Genomic DNA, 19291 nt, shown 5'->3' with positions numbered 1-19291 from the left:
AAGCCAATTCGCGCGCCAGAACCGTTCTTGTGGCGAAATCGTCAGGGGCGCTTTGAGCCTGATCAATCTTAGCAATACGAGCATGGGCGCATTTGATAGGATGATCGGGCAATAGAACATTCAACCCAATCAGACTTCAAGCCAATTAGGCCCAGTGTCGAAAAAGTAGGGGGGTCTTTTTAATTGCCCCCAATTTATGGGATGGCAAGTTACAAGGACTTCTATTACGGTAGCGCTTTATATTCATAAGAGCACCTACAGGTGATTAAGCTTTTAAAACATGCAACTGCGTTAGAACCAATCTATATTGCACTGTCTGACGATATGCGGTTTTATGTCTTATATGGCAATACATTATTGGGGGCCCACAACTCGATTGCTGCTGCAGTAATCTCCGTGGCTAATGACTGTATGTTCGGAATTTCCAGAGACATCAAAAAATGGGAGCGCCTGCCTGTGGAAGACCAAACCCTCGCTATCAAAAAATAGTAAGCAAATAAAGGAATTGTCCCAACATTAAAGTGAAATAATCCAATTTAATACATAGGGGCGTGCAATTTTATATAGCGTTCATATTAGATTGACCATCTCTAGAGCATGAATAATTTAAAATAATTCTGAGAATTAGATGCACGCATTGACCAGAAAAAAGTAAGCGGTATTGCTTTAGATATCTATCCACGATACCGTAGCACTCCTAATGAGGCAGCTCTGGATAACATCAACCGCAATCTAGTTTTTTATTTATCAAATAATACAAAGTTCAAGTACCGCCAGTAGCCGCAAAGACAAGATTACAACTTTGCCAACGAATTAAGCCCTCTCCACATCACTGTATTAGCGCCCACTCCCTCGGTCAGGTTGAGGATGCAAGTCAAATTTTTTCTAGGCTAGTGGATTAGAGTCATGGGTCAGGCTTGGGTAGAACAAAAAAGTACCCCCCTCCTTTGATCTGTATGCCAAACAGAGATCGTGAACAATTGCTAGTTCTGTAGGGCCGTCTACCGAGTATAGAAAGGCATGTGCAATGAATTAGACATTCTCCAGCCATCTTCGATCTCCCGCGTTTAAGGGATTCCAATATAAGCAGCATGCGGTGAAGATTAGCTACTTGTTCGTAATTATCGAGAATTCAATGTCTAATCAGAACGAGCAAATAATTCAAATTACCCAATCTGGAACAAGCATTAAGCGTGTAGACCAGAATCATCTACGTATTGATTTTAAAAATATCAAATCTGTTGGGGTAAAAAATATCATTGATGTTGAGTTTCATAGTGTAAATACCATCCTTAACTCACGATCTCACTTAATTAGATTTCGTAATGGAGGGGAGGTAGCCTTTGCTTATAACGACACTGGCTGCCTAATTGACTTGCATGCCGTAGGCGTAGATTTGATATTGAGCCAAAATGATGAATTGATGTTCTCGATTAGGTGGCCTTAATGCCTGGCTGCTGCACTGCCTTAAGAAGCTCGGTTGATCGACTTGAGGTCTTAACTCACTGACAGGAATAAATACAGCCTTAGTGAAACGTCATCATGACCGCATAAATTGCCTAAAGATGATTAAGATCGTAACTTTTTGCAATACTCAATCAGATCGAATTAATGAAGCTCCAATACATAGCCCGCATAAATCGCCTCCCCCATCTTCTGAGTACACCTGATAGCACTATATGAGAAGAGCTTGCTAGGTAACTGGATTTCAATAAAAAAATAGATTAAATTCTAGGTTTTGATATAAGTAAATTGCATATAGCTGCGTGGATTACAGACCATCCTGGCACCGCTCATTTAATAAGCTAATACCCCCTTTCTGGGGGCTATTAGTTAAAAGCTTGTTTAAATTCCCATATTGCCTAAATGTTGCGCAATTCGATCTATTGGATTACATGCGCTAGTCAACGGCGCTCCTAATGCTGAAGTTCGCGCCCGAATAGGTTGAGGACTTTGGATTTTTATGGGTTTGATACCCGCAAAACTGGGTTCTGACCTTCCAATCGCCTCATAGATAGACTCAATCATAGTTTGCCACTGCTCAGGCTGATTGTTCTGTACAAAGACTTGCATGTAAAACGGATCTGACATGTATTTGTTAAAGCAAATCGCCTTATCAATATGATCGATTTCATCTGAACGAGTATTCAAAAACTTGAGCATTTGCAGCTTTGCTTCTGTGACCAATTCAGAAGGTTTTTTCTTTGAATCTGCGAGAGTCATCACATTGCCGACAAGCTTGCCCTCTATCTCGTATTTGCGAACTGCATCCTGAAGAGTGGCCACCATAGATTGCAAATCAACAACCTGCTTTTCTAGATCACGTTTTTCGTTAATCATTTTCTGAATACGCTCACACCCTCGCTTTGATTTGATGCCACCAGAGACTTCTGCATTAACACTGGGCCCGGCATCGGGATTAGGATCTGTGGGCCCGGGGTTCAATACCCGCTTGATTAGATCTTTAGCTGTTTCACCTTGAGTCTGGACTTTTGGAGGTGTATCGACAGTAATAGCCACTGGTGCAGGCAATAATTCACCTAGGTCATGGGCTTGTGGTGCCGCCTTATCTGCTGAAGCGGACATAAAGGCTGGCACATGCACTTCGCCTTTAACGGGTGTAAAGATAGACTCGGGCCCTAAAGCTTCTGACTCCTCTTCTAATACTTCACCCTCATCAATATCCTCAGATAACTTGGCAAGAGATGCATTAGGGGTCTTACTTAGATCATCTAGTAAGTTGGCTGCTTGGCTCCGACTCTGACTCTTACGTTCCGCCTTTTGTATTTTTTGTATCTGTGCGCTACGCTCCTTATCCAATTGAGCTTCTACCTGCCTACCCTTTGCTTGCGCTATCAATTCAAGCGCACGCTCTTCCCTTGCCTTATTACGCCTAGCGGCGCTCTCGGCGGCGTGCTTCTCATAGGCTTCTTTTTCTAGGCGCTCTCGCTCTTTCTTGGCCTCTCGGTCTTGCACCCTCTGAATTGAGCCGCCCTTGGTTAGAACCTCCGACTTAAAGCCTTCCACTTCATTTGCTACTTGCGTCATTGCCTGTCTCCTCTTTTAATAAGTTGCTGCCGTAATTCATTTCAGCGCCTGACTTTTGCTTTCGTTCAGAAAACCAATTCATTTCTAAGTTTGGGTCGTCATCACGCACCCATCCCTCCGCTTGCTTTTTTACACTCGGTATAAATAGATTTGAATCGATACGATCGTCATATCGCAAGAGGGTCTCTTGTAGGAGATTACGGATATGTTCGTAATCCATTCCTCTGGCTTGCAGGTTTTGCATTTGGATTGATAGATTCGTAATCATGGGGAGAACCTTGAGCCAACTCTCTTTATCCTCTATGCCATCAGGTGCTCCAGTGGTGCCTGCTCTGATGCGTAGATCGACCATGTCAAAGATTCGGTCTTTGGTGAGCTCTGGCCAGTCATAGGTTTTCTCCATGGTCATGACTAGTTCGCCATTGATCATGGTGGTCTTATTGCTTGGTGGCCCCATGTAGCGCTCTACCTGCTCTTTGGTCAGTTCTTGTAAAAGTACCTGGGCGCTGTATTGGGCGATCTCTTGCAACCAATCTTCTATCTGGTCTTTGAATTCAAATACACGTCCCGATAAGGCTCTTTGCAAAATGTTGGCTTCGGTGGCTGTCTTAGGCCTAACTACCGTAGAGCGCGCAGCATCTTGAAGGCCTGTGACCTGCTCCCAGTCATAACGTACTGCACTGGTGTCATAGACGATGGGGTCGATCTTGGGGTGACCCCTAGGAATAATGACTTGGTTTAGAGGCTTGCCTTCGGTATCGACAATCGTGATCTCACCAAATCTTGAATCCGAGTGCTTTTTGATGGTCTTTTCATTGATATCAGCAGAGGCTACCCATCCTGGTATGCAGAGATCTCGATGTTGATTGAATCGATCCCTGGCTTCGTTATGCTCGTCTTGCAAACGCTCGGTTAGATCCACTAGGCTTGGGCCTACGAATTGACCATCGACCACTTGGTAAGGCAATAAGAAGAATGGATACCAGCGCTCTCCTGCCCTTGGTGGTGAATAAGGTTCACGCAGCCATTCCGTTGCGCCCTCCACCATTGTGTAAACACGCTGGGTAGCCCTGTCCCAGATTTCTAGCACTGCAATTTGCTGATCATCAGTCACTAGGCCTGAACCAGCTTTCATTTGCACAGAGGCTAGGCGTTTGGCTTTCTTATGAGATGGTTCGCCTTGGCCTGGTTGGTAGATCTTGGCGTTAGCTAAATTCTTTTTGTAGAGTGCTTCTGCCTGACCACGCTTCATCGGGATGATTTGGCAGATCCAATCAGCATCGGTGTAGTCCCAGAACTCGCAGATAGATGGATCGATGAGGAGGTTTTCTGTAAGGACTCTATCGATTACTAAGCCTTCAGCAGATTGCACTTCTGATTGTTCCTGAAGCGACTTGATGAGCTCCTCTAGCTCTGCCCTCTTGGCATCATGATGATGACGTTGGTCATTCTCCTGGAGGTCTCGCGCTAGCTCCTCTATAGCTAGAAGGTTTTCTTGGGCATCGTTGATGCGACCCTGGATATATGAATCCTTACTTGGGTCTCTTTGGTACATCACTTTCAGAATTCCGAAGCTGCAGGTCAGCGCTGCCCTTACGGTGGACTTGGCTCGATTCTTGAGCTGTGCATGTTCTAGCGCTCTATTGGTGACTTTCTCTAGCGTTTTACAGAAGAGCTTGATATCCGCGCCCGAGTGGGTGGGTGTAGTAGATATTTCAGGGTTGCGAGCGTAGACATTGGGAAGAACTGCAGAGATGGTGCCGTGAATGAGATTTGCTCTTAGGCTATAGAAGTCTTTGCCAGTGGGGTCAGCATTCCAATTAAAGCCAGCTACGGTATTGCGGCTGTGTCTTACGCGTTTATGGAATGTTGCCCAGTGAGCGCGCGCATGTGTGATGCGGGCAGTCCATTTTTGTTGAAGGGCTTTTGAGTCTTGAGGCACATCCTATTTATAGATGGCTCGCTCTTAGCTCGTGAATTTATTTAGGATAAATATTAGTAGGTCAGCTATAGGATGAAGAGCAGACATCCTCATGCCAAAATCTAACAGGTAGCTAACGACCCAACGCAGTCGTTCAACCTCCTACAAACCCACAGTGTAGGTTGCCATCACAGTAGTTGTTTGGACTGCTTGATATGGCTCTTGTCTATAGATGCCGGTGATTCCAAGACGTTGGTTCTTCTCAACATCATAGTAAGCGCCAACAGTTGCCGTTGGCCTAGTCTTGACTGGATTGGCATTGAAGTTAATTGGAGTTAGGCCAGCAATACCAGTAGCAGAGTAAGCGCCATTACTGGTATTGGTATCAGTTTCTAGACCAGCACCAGCAAACACTGTTGCTCGTGGGATGAACTTATATTGAGCGCCAACACCAGCTAGTGCTGTAGTGGCATTTGTATTAAGTGCTGAGTAAGTGAGTGGTGCTGTGACTGTTGAAGATGCGCCTTCGGTATAGCTGCCCATATTGTTTTGTGTGTAACGCATACCAACGTATGGGGATACGACGACATCAGGAGTAAAGCCAAATCCATACTTGGCTGTTACTTGTACCCCTTGACTATTCAGCTGTGAAGATCCTGAACCCGCTTCACTGGTGCCCACTAAAGAGCGAGTCACTGTTGCATTCTTTTGTCCGTAAGCCATTGAGACTTTGACTTCCGTACCCGTTCCATCTTGGCACTCATTCCAAGCTCCGAACAATCCAATGAGTGGTGTGTTGTTACCAAGATTTACAATGGAACCCGCATTGTTAACCGACAAGTTTTGATCTGCGTAAGCACCAACACGAAGTGATGGCATTACACGATAAGCTGCAATTAATAATGCGCTGGTGTTGTTTAAGCCATTTGCCGCTGATACCGCTGTATTGCGACCACCAGCAGAAACACAAACATTATTAGCGCCAAAGACATTACAGTCATACGAGAAGCTATTGGCGAGAACAGTGTTTTGTAGTGTGAAGGTATTTTGCAATGCGGACACTGTGTTAAGAAGAGATTGCTGAGTATCGGCAGTTGATGCGCCAGTAACAATCAGATCCCAGATACTTCCAGAAGAATTGATTAGGCTCCAAGTAAAGCCGTTGTAGTTACCTGAGGTTGTGCCAGTAAGGTTGCTAGAGGTGACCCCAGATAGAACGCTAGAGTAAGTGCCTTTATTCAAAGTTGATGCTGCTAAACCGGCAACGCCGCCAGAGTAGATGCCAAAGGTAGTGGTGCCTGTGCCACTAGTTACGGCAAGCTGACCATAATGAGTGCGGCTATTGATAATGATGTTGTAATTTACCGGCAGATTCCCAGAGTAGGTGAGTGCAGTGCTAGTTGCTGATGCTCCATTGCCGCCCTGAGCATTATTTAAAGTGGTAATTACGCCATTATTGTTATAAATACCATAATTATCGCCAGTGATCGCCCCTTGATTGGTCAGTGTTGTAATAGTGTCTAGTGCGCTTGGCGTGCCAGAATCTCCTACATAGATGCCGTAAACAGAGCCTCTGATAACTCCAGCATTATTCAGAGCGTCAATTCTTGCGGAAATGTTGTCCTCTAATGCGATACCAATCTCGCCACTGATCACTCCACCTGAAAAATTATTTAGAGTAGTGATGTAATTAAGGTTGTACAAGCCTATACCAACATTCATAGAAGATACATTACTAGGGGCAGGCGTTCGAATCAGGCTTGAGATTTCTCCGTAGTTGTTGAGTGTTCCAATGCTGCTTCCATCAGCCCAAGTTGCAACTCCAGTGCCTTGGCCTGTAATCAGACCAGTTGCTAAATTATTTAGCGCCCCGATAGAACCGGGATTGTTATATCCAGCTGAAAGGGCGCTATAGTAGCTGCGATCTCCAGCGGCATTTCTCCCAATAGTCCCAGAGTTTGTCAGGGTGCCAAGATTGCCTTCGATGACTACTCCACCGTCTGCGCCGTATATGTTGCCCCTATTTACTATGGATGTGGTCGTTCCTGAATTACCCAGTCCAATGATGCCGTCTACGCCTGTAGCATTAGCAACGTTACTATCAACGAATACCCCTGTATTTATAGTAACAACGCCTGCACTGCTTACGGCAAGATCCTCACAACTGCTACTAATTGTTGAGTTTGCTCCGCTAGATACTGAGCTACAAGCCTGTGCAAATGCTTGGTTAGAAAAACAGTAAAGTCCAGAAAGCGTTAGTACTAGCGTAGCAATCTTTGTCTTGCAAAATTTTTTGGGATTGAGCTGTGCATGAGAGGGCAGCATTGTAAATATAGTGGAAGATGGGGGAATTAACTCTGCGGACTCATGAATTTTGAATAGGTATTAAACTATCAAAGACATTATGGATAAATGCTTTGGGGATTTCATCCCATATATATGGGATGAAATCACGAGCTTTTAAGCATCACTGAGGATGCCTTATGGTTGGATAGTCTAATTAAGGCTGCGTGAAATAGAGCAATTATCTCTATAGGCATTGATAGACTTATTGCCTACTAAACCTCTTTTGGCATGGTAATCGCCCCCTAGAACCAAAGTAATCAGAAGTAGAATTTTCTCGTATATGAGGAGTTCTACATGAAGCGTTCTAAATTTACTGACAGCCAGATCATGGATGCCCTAAAACGGGTAGAGGCTGGCTTAACCGTTCCAGAAGTCTGCAGGGAACTGGTTATTAGCACCCAAACCTTTTATAAGTGGCGTGCCAAATACGGCGGCATGGATGCCTCCATGATGGTTCGCATGAAAGAGCTTGAAGCTGAAAATGCGCGCCTCAAGAAGATGTACATCGAAGAAAAACTCAAAGCGGAGATCGTCACTGAAGCCCTCGCAAAAAAGTGGTGAGGCCATCCCACAGGCGTGAGATGGCCCAGCAGGCAGTTAGAGATAAAGCTATCCCCATCCGGCTGGCCTGCCAAGCTTTTAGGGTCAGCGAGTCTTGCTACCGCTACGAAGCGAAGAACAATGCGCAGAACGAGCTGATTGCTAACTGGCTCATCCGCTTAACGGATAACAACCGTAACTGGGGCTTTGGTCTTTGCTATTTATACCTACGTAATGTGAAGAACTTCAAATGGAATCACAAACGCATTTACCGTATTTACAAGGCTCTTGAGCTCAACTTACGCATCAAACCCCGCAAGCGTTTGGTAAGAGATAAACCCGATGCCTTGGTAGTGCCGCTAAGCATCAATCAAGTGTGGTCAATGGATTTTATGCACGACCAGTTAGAAGATGGTAGATCCATCCGACTGTTCAATGTGATTGATGACTTTAATCGTGAGGCCTTAGGCATTGAGGTGGACTTCTCTTTGCCGGCAGAGCGAGTAGTTCGCAGCTTAGACCAAATCATTGCTTGGCGTGGCAAGCCTAGTGTGATTCGAGCGGACAACGGGCCGGAACTCATCAGTGGCAGACTTATGGAATGGGCAGCAAAGCATCAAATCCACATCCAACATATCCAGCCAGGCAAACCACAGCAAAATGCTTATGTGGAACGCTTTAATCGCACTGTAAGGTATGAGTGGTTATCTCAGCATTATTGGGAAAGCATTAACGAAGTTCAAGAGTTCGCAACACAATGGATGTATAAATATAACCATCAACGTCCAAACATGGCATTGGGCGGCATCACCCCGAAACAGCGACTGGCCATAGTTGCTTAATTAACTCTACTTCTGAGCTCGGTTAAATAAGGGGGGATTACCGCATAGATCATTCCCTACCTATGACCTCATATATTGAATGAAATGGGGTAATGAAAAATAACTAGCATCAACAATACTCATTAAGTGCACAACGGTAAAAGTGGGTAAATTTACCCATCTCAGCAATAGTTATTTGATAGAGCAAATGAATGCGATAAAGTACCTTTCATTTTTGCATCACAAAAAAGGAGCGGGCCTTAAATTCAATTTTCAAAATTATGAGATTGAGCTTCTAGATTTAATTGCTAAGGAACATTTTTCTTTTAAAGAATGCTTTGTTAGTACCGTAATTTCATAAGCCAACATAACCTCTCAAGCAACCCTTCATAAAGCTTTCAAGAGTCTTGTAGCTAAGAAATTATTATTAATCAAAACCCATAAAATAGACGGCCGATTTATAAATGTTTCCCTAACCAGTCGGGCTATTGCTCGCTATGACGAACTTAATGAATCACATAGCACGCAAAAAATTTGATTGAAATTCTCATTGGTTTGAGCCTCTTTAGAAAATTCTTCATAGAACTTATGAAAATTGATTTCAAAAAAGGTTTCTGATCCAACCAACTGAGCTATTTCAAAATTATTGATAATTTTTAAGACTTGGCTAAAAAAACTGTTATTTCCTTAATCAATTTAGATCTAGACTTAGATTTGCAAACTTTAAGTTAAAAATTCTCCACCATCTCATATTTGACGTTCTCCGCCGATCAGGCGCCACAAAAAAACTTAACTGAACGGCAGAAATGAGATGTAAAGCAAACTTTTCGTTTATCAAACAACAGTATCGGCAACTCTTCTCGCCCTCATCACCCCATACCTCGTAGCATCCCAGGCATGATCCTCGGCATCTGTATCCACATCTTCCGGATTCAATGAGTCTGGTGGCAGTTGGGGGATGGTTCTTAACCAATGCTTACAAGTTGAGAAGATCTTGAGTCTATCTTCAGCTAGTAGCCGGATAATTTCTTGGGCTCCATTTATCCTGCTTCTGGGGGCGTTGTAGGCCTCAGTCCATTTAACCCCTTTATCCCTGAAGATCTGACCGATGGATCGCTCCGCTCCAATCTTTGAAAAAATGGATGGGTCAGCCAGGTTCATGCGGTATTCATAACCAAGGCGTTGATCATGAATCTCGATCTTTTTAATCTTGTCCGCGACTACTGTTGCATCTTCTCTAGTGCCCGTGTTTTCTTTACCACCATATCCATAGAGCTCCCTCCATAGGTAATAGACTCCATCATTAGATAGAGCAAACCAATACACGGCATAAGGCCTGGCATACCCCCAATCCATCGAGCGCCATACCTTCCATGTCGGTGGAATAGCAAAGGGCTCTACAACGTGTTTAGAGGGTTGCCATACACCTTCCAAGAAACTCCCCACGTGGATATCCCAATCTCCTTCTAACCAGGCTCTGCGCCTATTTGGGTCGCTTAGCGACTGCAGACTTATGAGGTAGTTGGGATCGTTTCTGAGTAGATGGGTGTTCTCATAAATCGTTGAATGAATTCTCACCCTAGGTAATGCGCCCTCCTGTCTAATGATCTGTCCAGCAGGAATAGCTCCAATCTGAAATCTTTCCTTCACGGATGCGTGACCTACTCCAAATGGATTGCAAGTAGCCCTCACCATACGCGGCATTCCTGGGTAAGAGGATCTGCAGGTTGAGAGCATTGCTTCGTAGAAAGAGAGATTGCGCCAATTAGTGAGTTCTTCGAATGCTAAAAATGGATACTCGTGTCCGTGATAATTCCAGTAGTCTCGCTCATTAGCGCCATAACGAAAGTAAAGCATCTCTCCTGTTGGCCACTTCCAGACGTAATCTGATTCATTGAACTTGGCACCTGGGAAGATTTGATAGAACCAGAGCTTACTCTTCGCAACAACGTCCGCCAACTGCGGATAGGTGAGGCGAAAGAGTGTGCCTCGCCAATGATCTCCAAAGCCTCTTCCTACATGCTGGGCATAGCTCATGAGCAAGGTATCTGTCTTACCCCCTCCTCTAGTACCTTCAAGCAATACTTCATATACAGGGCATGTCAGAAACAAGGTCTGGCTACCGGGCAATGGTGCCCAGATGGTTTTCATTGGTTTTGTTTAATTCACTAGTGTTTTGCTTGGGCGGCTTGCTCCCACTCATCTATGCTCATAGCGCTTGGTACTACCAAGACCCCGCTTTGTAGGGGTGCGCCATCCTTACCGGTGTGCTCAATGGCAGATAAACGTGGATGTACGTAAGGGGCAGCGTGCCTTCCTACAGTGGCAGCCATGTTCAGAAGTTTTATACGCGCTTCATTTGCTAATACCTTATCACCAAGCTCTTCCTCTTGAATATTGCCAGCTTCTTCGTATAGCTGGTGCATTACCTTCATCATGACTTCCAGTGGCGTAACCCCCTGAGCAGCAACAGCCTCAGCAATCTGGCGGGTACGCTTAGTTAGGCTGCCAGCTTTACGGCCCGCTCCTGGTCTTGCCCCTCCCTTTGATTTCTTTTGATTGTTTTCAATCATGGGATGGGGGTTGACTCTTTGATGAGCTTCAACAGATGGGGTTGTAATGCAACCGAATCTCCAATGGGTTCATCAAACTCAATGATGATTCTTTGGAATAAGTCATGCCGGCTTTGGGCTCCACGATGCTTTACAACAGTGCCTACGCGCCCACTTGGGGTCTTCACCTTTGATCCAATAGGAAAGTCTTCCATGTCTAGACGATCAATGACTCCGGCTATGGCGTGATTAGTTTGCATTGGGTTTCTCCGTGGCTTCTGTGCGCTCTTTTCGCTTGTGTAGTTCGGCAAAGATTCGGGTTTTGAAGCTGTCGTAGTTCTCCGCTCCCTGAGCTCTCATGCCGAGCTCCCTGCCCTTGGTGTCGATGCCTTCATTGGTTTTCCACCAGGCGTCTTCGTCTGCTTTGGGGGTTTCCAGTTTTTTGCGTGCGCCCTTGAGTATGGCCAAGACATAGCCAGCATTAATAGGGGTTGGGTTTGAGACTTTCATTCGGGTTTCCTTTGCTGTGGCGATAGCCTCTGCTACTTCGGCTTCCGTTACCCCGAGATTGACGATGTCTCGTATGCGGTAGTCATCTACGGCTATTGCTCTGCCCTCCTTGCTGATCATGGCTGCAAAGCTTTTATATTTTTCAATACGCGCCTGAAAAAGTTTTTCTTCATCGGATGGCTTTGTTGAATCTTGGGGATTTTTTCCCGTTTCGCCCCCATTGTTTTGTTTGCCTGGTGTATGGAGATTGGTTACTGGTGACTGGTGTTTGGTGTCTGGTGAGCAATGCGTTCGCATTGCGGTCGCATTGCGAACGCATCCGATATTTGGGGTGATTTCTGGCTGAGGCTCGTCTGATGGAAATGATTGCCACCTCCCTTCTGCGCTCCGCCTGGCTTTGAGTTGCTTGTCTTTGAAGCGGGCAATTTCATGATCACAGCGCTCTTGTCTCCAACCATCATCAGTGAGGGTAAAAAATTCATTGAGGACGGAGACAGCTGCATTTTTTTCTTCTTTTGATCGTGCGTTGATCAATCTTTGTACTAACTTGATTTCGATAGGTAGCGGTTTTTCTGTGGCGTAGTACTTTCTGATAAGGCGACTGTAGGTTGCATCTTCTATGAATGTAAGATGCGCAGTCGCTTCTGCGTAATCTCCAATGTGATGCTCGTAGTAATTCATCTCAATCTGTCTCCGTGTAGTTCTTTTTCTTGTGCGCAATATGTTTTGCAAGAGATGAATCTAACAATCGGAAAGCGTATCGTCAAACGCGTTTTTTCTGAATTTTTCTTTAATTTATTTATTCATCATTTCCCTGTAATCCATGTTTGAGAAATTCGTGAGAATGATTTTCTTTATCTGAAGTGTTTGTTCATCTATACATGTCCACCACTCTCCTTGTTCTATCAGAATGTGCCGATAGGTCTGTAGCATTTTATTTATATAGCTTGTGTCACTTCTATGAATAAATATTTTTTTGTAGTCAAAAAATAATTTGTGTTTACAAAGTGGGTATTGACTTTTAATTGACCACCAAAATTTCATTGACTACATTGCTCTTCAGTAGCACACATATTCATACACAACATGACAAGATGGAGGGCAATTTGATGGTAGCAATTCGGCTTTATAGCTTATATCGTTCATATGGTTACACGAAGATGAGTTCCGCGAAAATGGCTTTGCAGGTTTATCGGAAAAATATGAAGCACTCCCGCCAAGGAGGTCCTCATGAGTAATTCGAATTCAGAGATAACCTTAATGAGAATTCCTCAAATACTGAAAGTCATGCCGGTTTCAAAGTCTAAGTTTTGGCTAATGGTTCAAAAAGGTGAGTTTCCAAAACCAATCAAGATTGGCAGGTCTTCGTTTTGGACGATTGAGCAGGTTCAAAAGTTTCTTAAGGAGAGGGCAAGCAGTCTCTAGATATGAATGAAATCTCTCATTGCTCTTGAGATTGCGTAGCGACTTGTTCGTTTTAATGCGAATTTAAGACAGCGTCAATTTCACAAGACTAAATAAAAAAATCCCCGCATAGGAGAGCGGGGACAAAGGAACGGAGACTATAAAGAACACATTAACAATGCTTCCTCTAATTTAATGGCACTGCCTTAGCCATCCAATCCCACGAATACGGGGTTACCACTATTCATCCAAACGGATAAAGCGAACTAGCGCTGTCATGGTGCACCTGCTGGCATGGGACATCCCCCGCCTGTAAGGTCGGAGTATTGAGAGCATGGCGCTAGCCTGGAAGAATAGAAAAGTTAAAAACGATAACCAATCCCAAGCAAGACATCATATCCCGAAGCTTTGGCAACTGAACTAATCACCAAATTATTATCCGTAGTTACTGAGAACGATTTTGGATTATTAAGCACATAGTTTGCCTCCGCAAATCCATAAATTGATCCCGAAAGGATCTGTTTGTACCCCAATCCAAATGCCGTACCACTCGTTTGCAAGGACTGCTGAGGAAAGCTTCCCATCGCATTACCCGATGCACTTATGCGAAGAGTTCCCTCGGTGTATCCAATTTTTGCATATGCCAACCTTTCTTGATAAATCACATAGGAAGGGTTTACAAAACACCAAATACATTGGCGGCACTATATGTATCGTTCGTAGTGCTTAGGGCATTTGTTGAGGTTGTAGATGATGATCTTGAACTTCCAGGGTAGAAGGCTGCACCGACTCCAAGTAGATAGCGTTCATTGATTGCAAAATTATATCCAGCACCAATATTTGCAGCGAACCCATTAGAGTGATTAGCCGTCGAGAAGGTAGAAAACGAAGTGCCCATAGGTGTTGTGGTAGTACCATTAGTGGCCACCGGTATCAGGCCGGCGTATCCGATCAGGCCAACTTGTCCATATACCCCTTCCCAGATATTTTTACTGCCCTGAGCCATTCCCAATGCTGGGGCTAATGCAATCATTACCAATGCAACAATCCTGATCTTGTAAGTTTTCATGTTCGCCATAATGTCTTGCTAACAATTTTTTTATAAAATTTTGATGTATTTAAAAAGACAGTAAGAATGCTGTTAAATAGATCGCTAAATCATTGGATTAGTTTAAGTAAAACACCATTAATAATTATTATATTTAAAATAATAATTAATTTGTCACTACGCGTGTAGTTTTATGAGCAAAGACAGGCAAGACTGATTCATTGCGGCATCTTCTCAGTCTATTGACTAGGCTATGGATATAATCGACCAAGCTCATTGATGAACTTGATAAAATTAAAAAAGAAATAAGGCAAACTTTGTAAGATCACTCATTAATAACTCAATGAGTATTTAACTGCGGCCCTTACTACTGAATAGTATCTCTAGAATTTGGCCCTACTTGAGCTGTTCCAGCAATAACTTTTGCGCCAACCTTGGCCGCTTCTGAGAAATGCCGAATTACCGCCTCTCTCAATTGATCTATTTGTGCCAACGCATATTCTTGGTCAGGAAATACGGCAGGTATCTGTAGTATTTTTCCATCCTCCGTTAAAAACGCAGTTTGCACCCTAACACCTTCAGCAATGGTTTCAATCACAAAGATGCTGCGTCCGGTTACTTCCTCTGAAGGGAGATTGACTTTTTTGACCATCGTTTTCACCTTATGAGACCCACTAACAATCTAAATCCTTCCGCTGGCTTAGAGGCATTGCTTAATATGTAGGGATTTTGTGTAGGATCTTTATAACACCCGCGCCTTACATCTGGCAACTCGCGGTAACCCAGCCTCTTGGGTTAGTGCTCGTGCCATCAATACCTACCAGAGCCTGTTGACCAATCTTCCAAGCTATCATCGCGCCTAAATTGCAGCTTTCGTAACTCCATTTGGCGCCAATGCCTGCGCCCATTAATGAATAGGTATTGTTGGTATTAGGCGCAGTACCCTGCCAGCCCGAATAGGTATTTTTATATTGCTGAGTTACCCCAGCATCAAAAAAGGTAGACACTGATAACTTTTCCACAAGATCACGCTTAAGCTCTATGGATAGCAAGCCCCCTTGAGACCCCCCTGCTTGCGATACGGGGTAGGCACGGACTCCGTAAGGGCCGCCTAAGTAAAATTGCTCAGCTGTGCTCAAATTCACTGATGCCAACTGACCAGAAACTGAAGTAACTAATGCCGTTTTGTTATCCTCAGTTAACACCTGATTGCGATTTGCAGAGAAATTAGCCTTAGTAAAGCTGGAGGGTGTAATAGCGCTAAGGGCAGCTGTTGAGGTACCCGCCAAAAAATCTAGATACCCAAATACGAGATTCACAGATGCATTACTCACAGCGCCATAACCAAGACTGTCAAACATATTGCCCGATAAACCTACTGAAATATTATTGAGGTTATAAGCACTAGTTGTGGAATTGGTAATGGTGTTTCGGTTGTTGTAACTTTTTACATCATAGTTAATAGTGCTATTTAAGTTTGCACGTTGACTGCGAATGAGAGGATAGGCGGCGCTAATCCCACTTGCCCAAGCATCGCCCGTTCCACCGTAAGCTGCATAGTTACTCACGTTCTTATATTCTAGATAGCTGCCCGATAAACCAAAACGCAAGCCATCCGCAGAACCTGGTAAAGAGTAACTTCCCTGAACGTACTGAGAGCCTTCCGAGTACACACCATTAACGACAACAGAGTCGCCAATGCCCGATGGGTTGTTTAGGGAAAAACCAATCACTCCTTGATTTGAGCCTGTAGTACGACTACCGTAGTTATTTGCCGCGATACTGGCATTGAGCAATGGGGGCTGAGTTAACTGGAGGCGTACCGCTGTTTCTCCATCAGCACCGCCTGGCTCAAGTGATGCGCTTGCCATCACTCCGGGGGTTTCATTCAGAATAATGATAGCCCGCTCTAAGGAGCGACTATTTAAGGTTGAGCCAATCGGGTTTTCATATGTAATGTACTTGGCCGCTGTTTCTTTTGAAAAGCGTGTCTCACCTTGGGGCGTGTCTACTATAACGGCACCCAACTTAGCTTCAGTAATGAGAATTTTGATAGTTCCATCAGCCACTTTTTGTGGCGGCAATATCGCTTGCACTACATAACCATGTTCCCGATACAAAAGTGCTATGGCATCACAGGCCTTTTGCAAGTCATCAAAACTAACCGGGGTATTGCGCCAAGGATCGAGGACTTTTTGAACCACCTCCTCAGGAAGCGCTTTGACACCCTCTAGTACAAATGTTTTGACCACTACCTGTACACCGCCACTAGATGGAGCCCTTGGTTTTGCTGGCGTGGGGCGGGAAGGCTCTGGCAACTCCAAAGGGCTTACTGAAGGCAGTTGTTTTTCAAGATTTTGCTGAAGGGCACCTGCATCTACTTGCGCAAGGGCATGAGCACTGAACAAGGGAATGGATACCAAGATCAAAAAAAGTTTTTTTACTCTTGGCCAATTAGCCAATTTATATCTGCAAAAATTTATCGGAGTCATTTATTCATCTAGATTTAACCCCCCTGTTATTAATTCCAGGAAAGGGTGTTTCATTGTTGCGCTGCACCCCTTTTTTTGGTATCCCTTGTTTATGGGGGATATAGCTACTTTTGGGCATCAGAACAGCGCTAGAGTCACATTTTTAAGACTCAAAGACCTTTCAGAAGTCTTAAGCAATCAGGTATTGGAGCCTCATTACACTTTCTTGGCAGTCATATATAGATAAATTGGCGAGGCTAATTAACATCGAATGGATATAACGCAAACCCCCGCCTTTTTAGGGGCGGGGGAAGCATATGTACTCCGACACACACTACAAAGGAGCGTCATTACAACGCACTTTGATATTAGTGACATTGGACTCAATAATGAATCCCCCATACTGGGGATGCCACGCAAAAAACAATACTAGATATCCTCTTAAAGGGTATGAGCCTTAAATGCTTATTAAGCCCTTGGCGCCGCCAGTTTTAGGCTGAGCTCTTTTTTGCTTTGCCTCAAGGATTGCTCGCTCAATGGCTGCCTGAGCTCCATTGAGAGCGAATTGGGCCAACATAAAATCTCCGCCTTGTAGGGCTACGCTAAAGCCAATTTTTTTACCGCTATTGACCGCCCGTTTTACCACTTCGGGATCATCTAATATTTGAAAGTTTCTGCCGCCTAGTTTCATACAAGTCATCATAAAGGCGCTGCCCACCCCATCGCCACTCATTAACACTGGGGTTTTTGAGTTACTAGGGCACTCCAAACTCAGATTGAGATAGTAAAGACAAGTCTCTCCTTTGCAAAAAAACCCAAAGGACGATTTACTATCATTTAGCGTATAGGCCTCAACTGTGTCCTCACCTATTTGCACTGCCCAGTCTTGGTATTTAACTTCTTCCACAGCGCTGCAATTTAGTGCGTAGAACGAGATTAGAAATGAAAAGATGATGGGGTATTTTTTATAGTGGCTCATGGTTAGATTTTGCTATTGGTTAATTTTCGCCCCAGACCGAAGTCGTCTTAAGGTGTCGTTGTAATACTGTTGTAATACCGCTTGCACTTTTTGATTCTTGTACTCCTCGTAACTCATCAATGAGCCACTGGCGCCATTAGCACCATTGTCACCTTTAGCACCATCAGCAGCATTAGCACTAGCAGCCCCATTGCGCTTATCTTCTAACTTGAGAATGAGCCACCCTCCTTCGGTTGCTACTGGACTGGTATTGATCCCTCCGATTGGTAGTTGGGATAGCCCCTCGGACAAGGCTGGGGGCAGTTGATTGGCGTTCACCCAAACAGCTTCATTTTTGCCTGGCTTTGCACCACTAGCAAGCGCCAATTGACTAGCTACCAAATCAAATGGCTCGCCTTGTTCAAGTCTGCCAATTACCGCTAAGGCAGACGATTTTTCACGCACTTTGATTTGCTTGAGTTGGTACTGCACTACGGCTAAGTTTGGACTACCCTGTTTTTTGAGGTTTTGATATTCTTGCTTAAGGCTTTCATCAGTAAAGCCCTGTTCTTTTAAGTGCGCCTGTGTAAAGATCTGTACATAAAGCCTGTGTTTGAGTTGTTGCAATTGATCATCCATATTGATTTGACGATCAAGGCCTTGCTTGCTAACTTCTTGTGCAATCAATTCTCTATTAATTAACTCTTCCTTTAAATCTTTGCGTAGCTTGGGAGTATCTTTTTGACCTCGGGCAATCCATTCTTGAACCGTTAGCTCAAATAGTGACTTGCTAATGGGTTTACCATTGACAATGGCAATGAATTCATAGACCCCTTCACTGGGCTTTTCTGAAGATTCGGGTGCTTGGGCGCTAGGGCTTGGGCTTGGGCTTGGACTAACCTTCATGTCTGTGATGGGCAAGGTTTGAGCGATTGCCTGCGTCTGTGCAATGATCGAACAGAGTAAACACCCAAAGGCAACAGCTTTTGCCTGATTTAGCGCACCAATCTTGTGCAAATGGGTACCGAAACTGTTCAATATTTCCATATTAAATACTCTTGAACTCATCAACAAAGCCATTGTTAATGGTGCCAACCATTTGATGAGTAACTAAACCAGTTTGTACCAGAGCTATTGTGAGTAGCATAAATTACGGCGCGTCATCTCTATTTCTCCTGATGATCAAATCTGGTCCAAGAGTGAGATTTCTGTATTCGGGTGCATTGATCCAACTAACAGAGTTGATTTCATCAATGGCCAATTTGATAAATAAATCTTTATTTAACGCAGCGATTGTTGTAGTCGCTGTGATTGGTTTTTGTAGGCTAGCAACACTAATGGCTACTTCTTGGGCAATTTGCACAGACTGGCTAGTAGTTGCTGCTGCAGTCGCAACGGCAGCAGGGGTAGAAATGATTGTAGTTGTGACAGGAGTGGTTACTACAGCTGTTGGGGCAGCAGTGATCGAGCCTGTTGTTACGCTATTTGCCAAGCTGTAGTTAGAGGCTAAGCCACCATTGGTACCATCAGCCAAGGTATAGGTCACGGTAATGGTTTTGCCAGTACCGACATTTTGATCCGCAAAGGTCGCAGTATTCACAGCAGCGGTCACAGTCTCACTACCGATAAAGCCACTTAAGGTACCCAGCGCACTCATGGTGGCGGTGGTTGT

General features: G+C 44.3%; 16 protein-coding genes. 2 read left to right on the top strand and 14 right to left on the bottom strand.

All coding sequences use genetic code 11. From position 1 onward, the window contains the following. Positions 1–261 precede the first annotated feature (261 nt). Entirely contained in the window at positions 262–489 is a 228-nt protein-coding gene (locus ICN40_RS08735) for a hypothetical protein (protein ID WP_216243466.1), read from the top strand. A gap of 1356 nt (positions 490–1845) precedes the next feature. On the opposite strand, the gene ICN40_RS08730 is transcribed toward ICN40_RS08735, so the two are convergent. The 3 genes from ICN40_RS08730 to ICN40_RS08720 form a co-directional block, all read right to left on the bottom strand. Further along, complete coding sequence (locus ICN40_RS08730) at positions 1846–3048, bottom strand: hypothetical protein (RefSeq protein ID WP_216243464.1); 1203 nt, start codon at positions 3046–3048, stop codon at positions 1846–1848. Beyond that, positions 3029–4990 carry a hypothetical protein gene (locus ICN40_RS08725; RefSeq protein WP_216243462.1) on the bottom strand — a complete coding sequence of 654 codons (1962 nt, stop codon included), beginning with the start codon at positions 4988–4990 and terminating at the stop codon, positions 3029–3031. Before ICN40_RS08725 ends, ICN40_RS08730 begins: the two co-directional genes overlap by 20 nt. Positions 4991–5131: 141 nt before the next feature. Next, positions 5132–7294: an autotransporter outer membrane beta-barrel domain-containing protein gene (locus ICN40_RS08720; protein WP_216243460.1), complete on the bottom strand. Its 2163-nt coding sequence runs from the start codon at positions 7292–7294 to the stop codon at positions 5132–5134. Between the two features lie 315 nt (positions 7295–7609). On the opposite strand from ICN40_RS08720, the gene ICN40_RS08715 reads away from it, so the two are divergent. Next, a protein-coding gene (locus tag ICN40_RS08715; protein WP_216243458.1) for an IS3 family transposase occupies positions 7610–8697 on the top strand; the annotation gives its coding sequence in 2 pieces (ribosomal slippage) (positions 7610–7862 and positions 7862–8697; 1089 coding nt in all). An 813-nt stretch (positions 8698–9510) separates the two neighbouring features. Here the strand turns inward: ICN40_RS08715 and ICN40_RS08710 are convergent. The 11 genes from ICN40_RS08710 to ICN40_RS08655 all read right to left on the bottom strand — a co-directional run. Beyond that, entirely contained in the window at positions 9511–10827 is a 1317-nt protein-coding gene (locus ICN40_RS08710; protein ID WP_216243456.1) for a terminase, read from the bottom strand. 17 nt (positions 10828–10844) lie between these two features. Then, positions 10845–11249 (bottom strand): hypothetical protein, encoded by a 405-nt coding sequence (locus ICN40_RS08705; RefSeq protein WP_216243454.1) that lies wholly within the window; start codon positions 11247–11249, stop codon positions 10845–10847. Further along, positions 11246–11488, bottom strand: a complete 243-nt coding sequence (locus ICN40_RS08700; protein WP_216243452.1) for a hypothetical protein — start codon at positions 11486–11488, stop codon at positions 11246–11248. The genes ICN40_RS08705 and ICN40_RS08700 overlap by 4 nt, the downstream gene beginning before the upstream one ends. Further along, the gene (locus tag ICN40_RS08695) at positions 11478–12419 is read right to left on the bottom strand and encodes a YdaU family protein (RefSeq protein WP_216243450.1); all 942 of its coding nucleotides are present in this window, start codon (positions 12417–12419) and stop codon (positions 11478–11480) included. Before ICN40_RS08695 ends, ICN40_RS08700 begins: the two co-directional genes overlap by 11 nt. Positions 12420–13504: 1085 nt before the next feature. After that, complete coding sequence (locus ICN40_RS08685; RefSeq protein ID WP_216243446.1) at positions 13505–13789, bottom strand: hypothetical protein; 285 nt, start codon at positions 13787–13789, stop codon at positions 13505–13507. A 29-nt stretch (positions 13790–13818) separates the two neighbouring features. Beyond that, positions 13819–14220 (bottom strand): hypothetical protein, encoded by a 402-nt coding sequence (locus ICN40_RS08680; protein WP_216243444.1) that lies wholly within the window; start codon positions 14218–14220, stop codon positions 13819–13821. 337 nt (positions 14221–14557) lie between these two features. Next, complete coding sequence (locus ICN40_RS08675; RefSeq protein ID WP_216243442.1) at positions 14558–14842, bottom strand: hypothetical protein; 285 nt, start codon at positions 14840–14842, stop codon at positions 14558–14560. A gap of 106 nt (positions 14843–14948) precedes the next feature. Then, positions 14949–16619, bottom strand: a complete 1671-nt coding sequence (locus ICN40_RS08670) for a ShlB/FhaC/HecB family hemolysin secretion/activation protein (protein ID WP_216243440.1) — start codon at positions 16617–16619, stop codon at positions 14949–14951. Positions 16620–17118: 499 nt separating this feature from the next. After that, the gene (locus ICN40_RS08665) at positions 17119–17640 is read right to left on the bottom strand and encodes a hypothetical protein (RefSeq protein ID WP_216243438.1); all 522 of its coding nucleotides are present in this window, start codon (positions 17638–17640) and stop codon (positions 17119–17121) included. Between the two features lie 12 nt (positions 17641–17652). Further along, complete coding sequence (locus ICN40_RS08660) at positions 17653–18666, bottom strand: peptidylprolyl isomerase (RefSeq protein WP_216243437.1); 1014 nt, start codon at positions 18664–18666, stop codon at positions 17653–17655. Positions 18667–18769: 103 nt separating this feature from the next. Continuing rightward, positions 18770–19291, bottom strand: a 522-nt coding sequence (locus tag ICN40_RS08655; protein WP_216243435.1) for a YDG domain-containing protein, incomplete at its 5' end; no start/stop codon positions are given.

Origin of the sequence: Polynucleobacter sp. Fuers-14 (assembly GCF_018882045.1) — a bacterium.
GTDB lineage: Bacteria > Pseudomonadota > Gammaproteobacteria > Burkholderiales > Burkholderiaceae > Polynucleobacter.
Note: the sequence above shows the minus strand (reverse complement) of the source record. Positions and strands in the feature narration are given on the sequence as shown.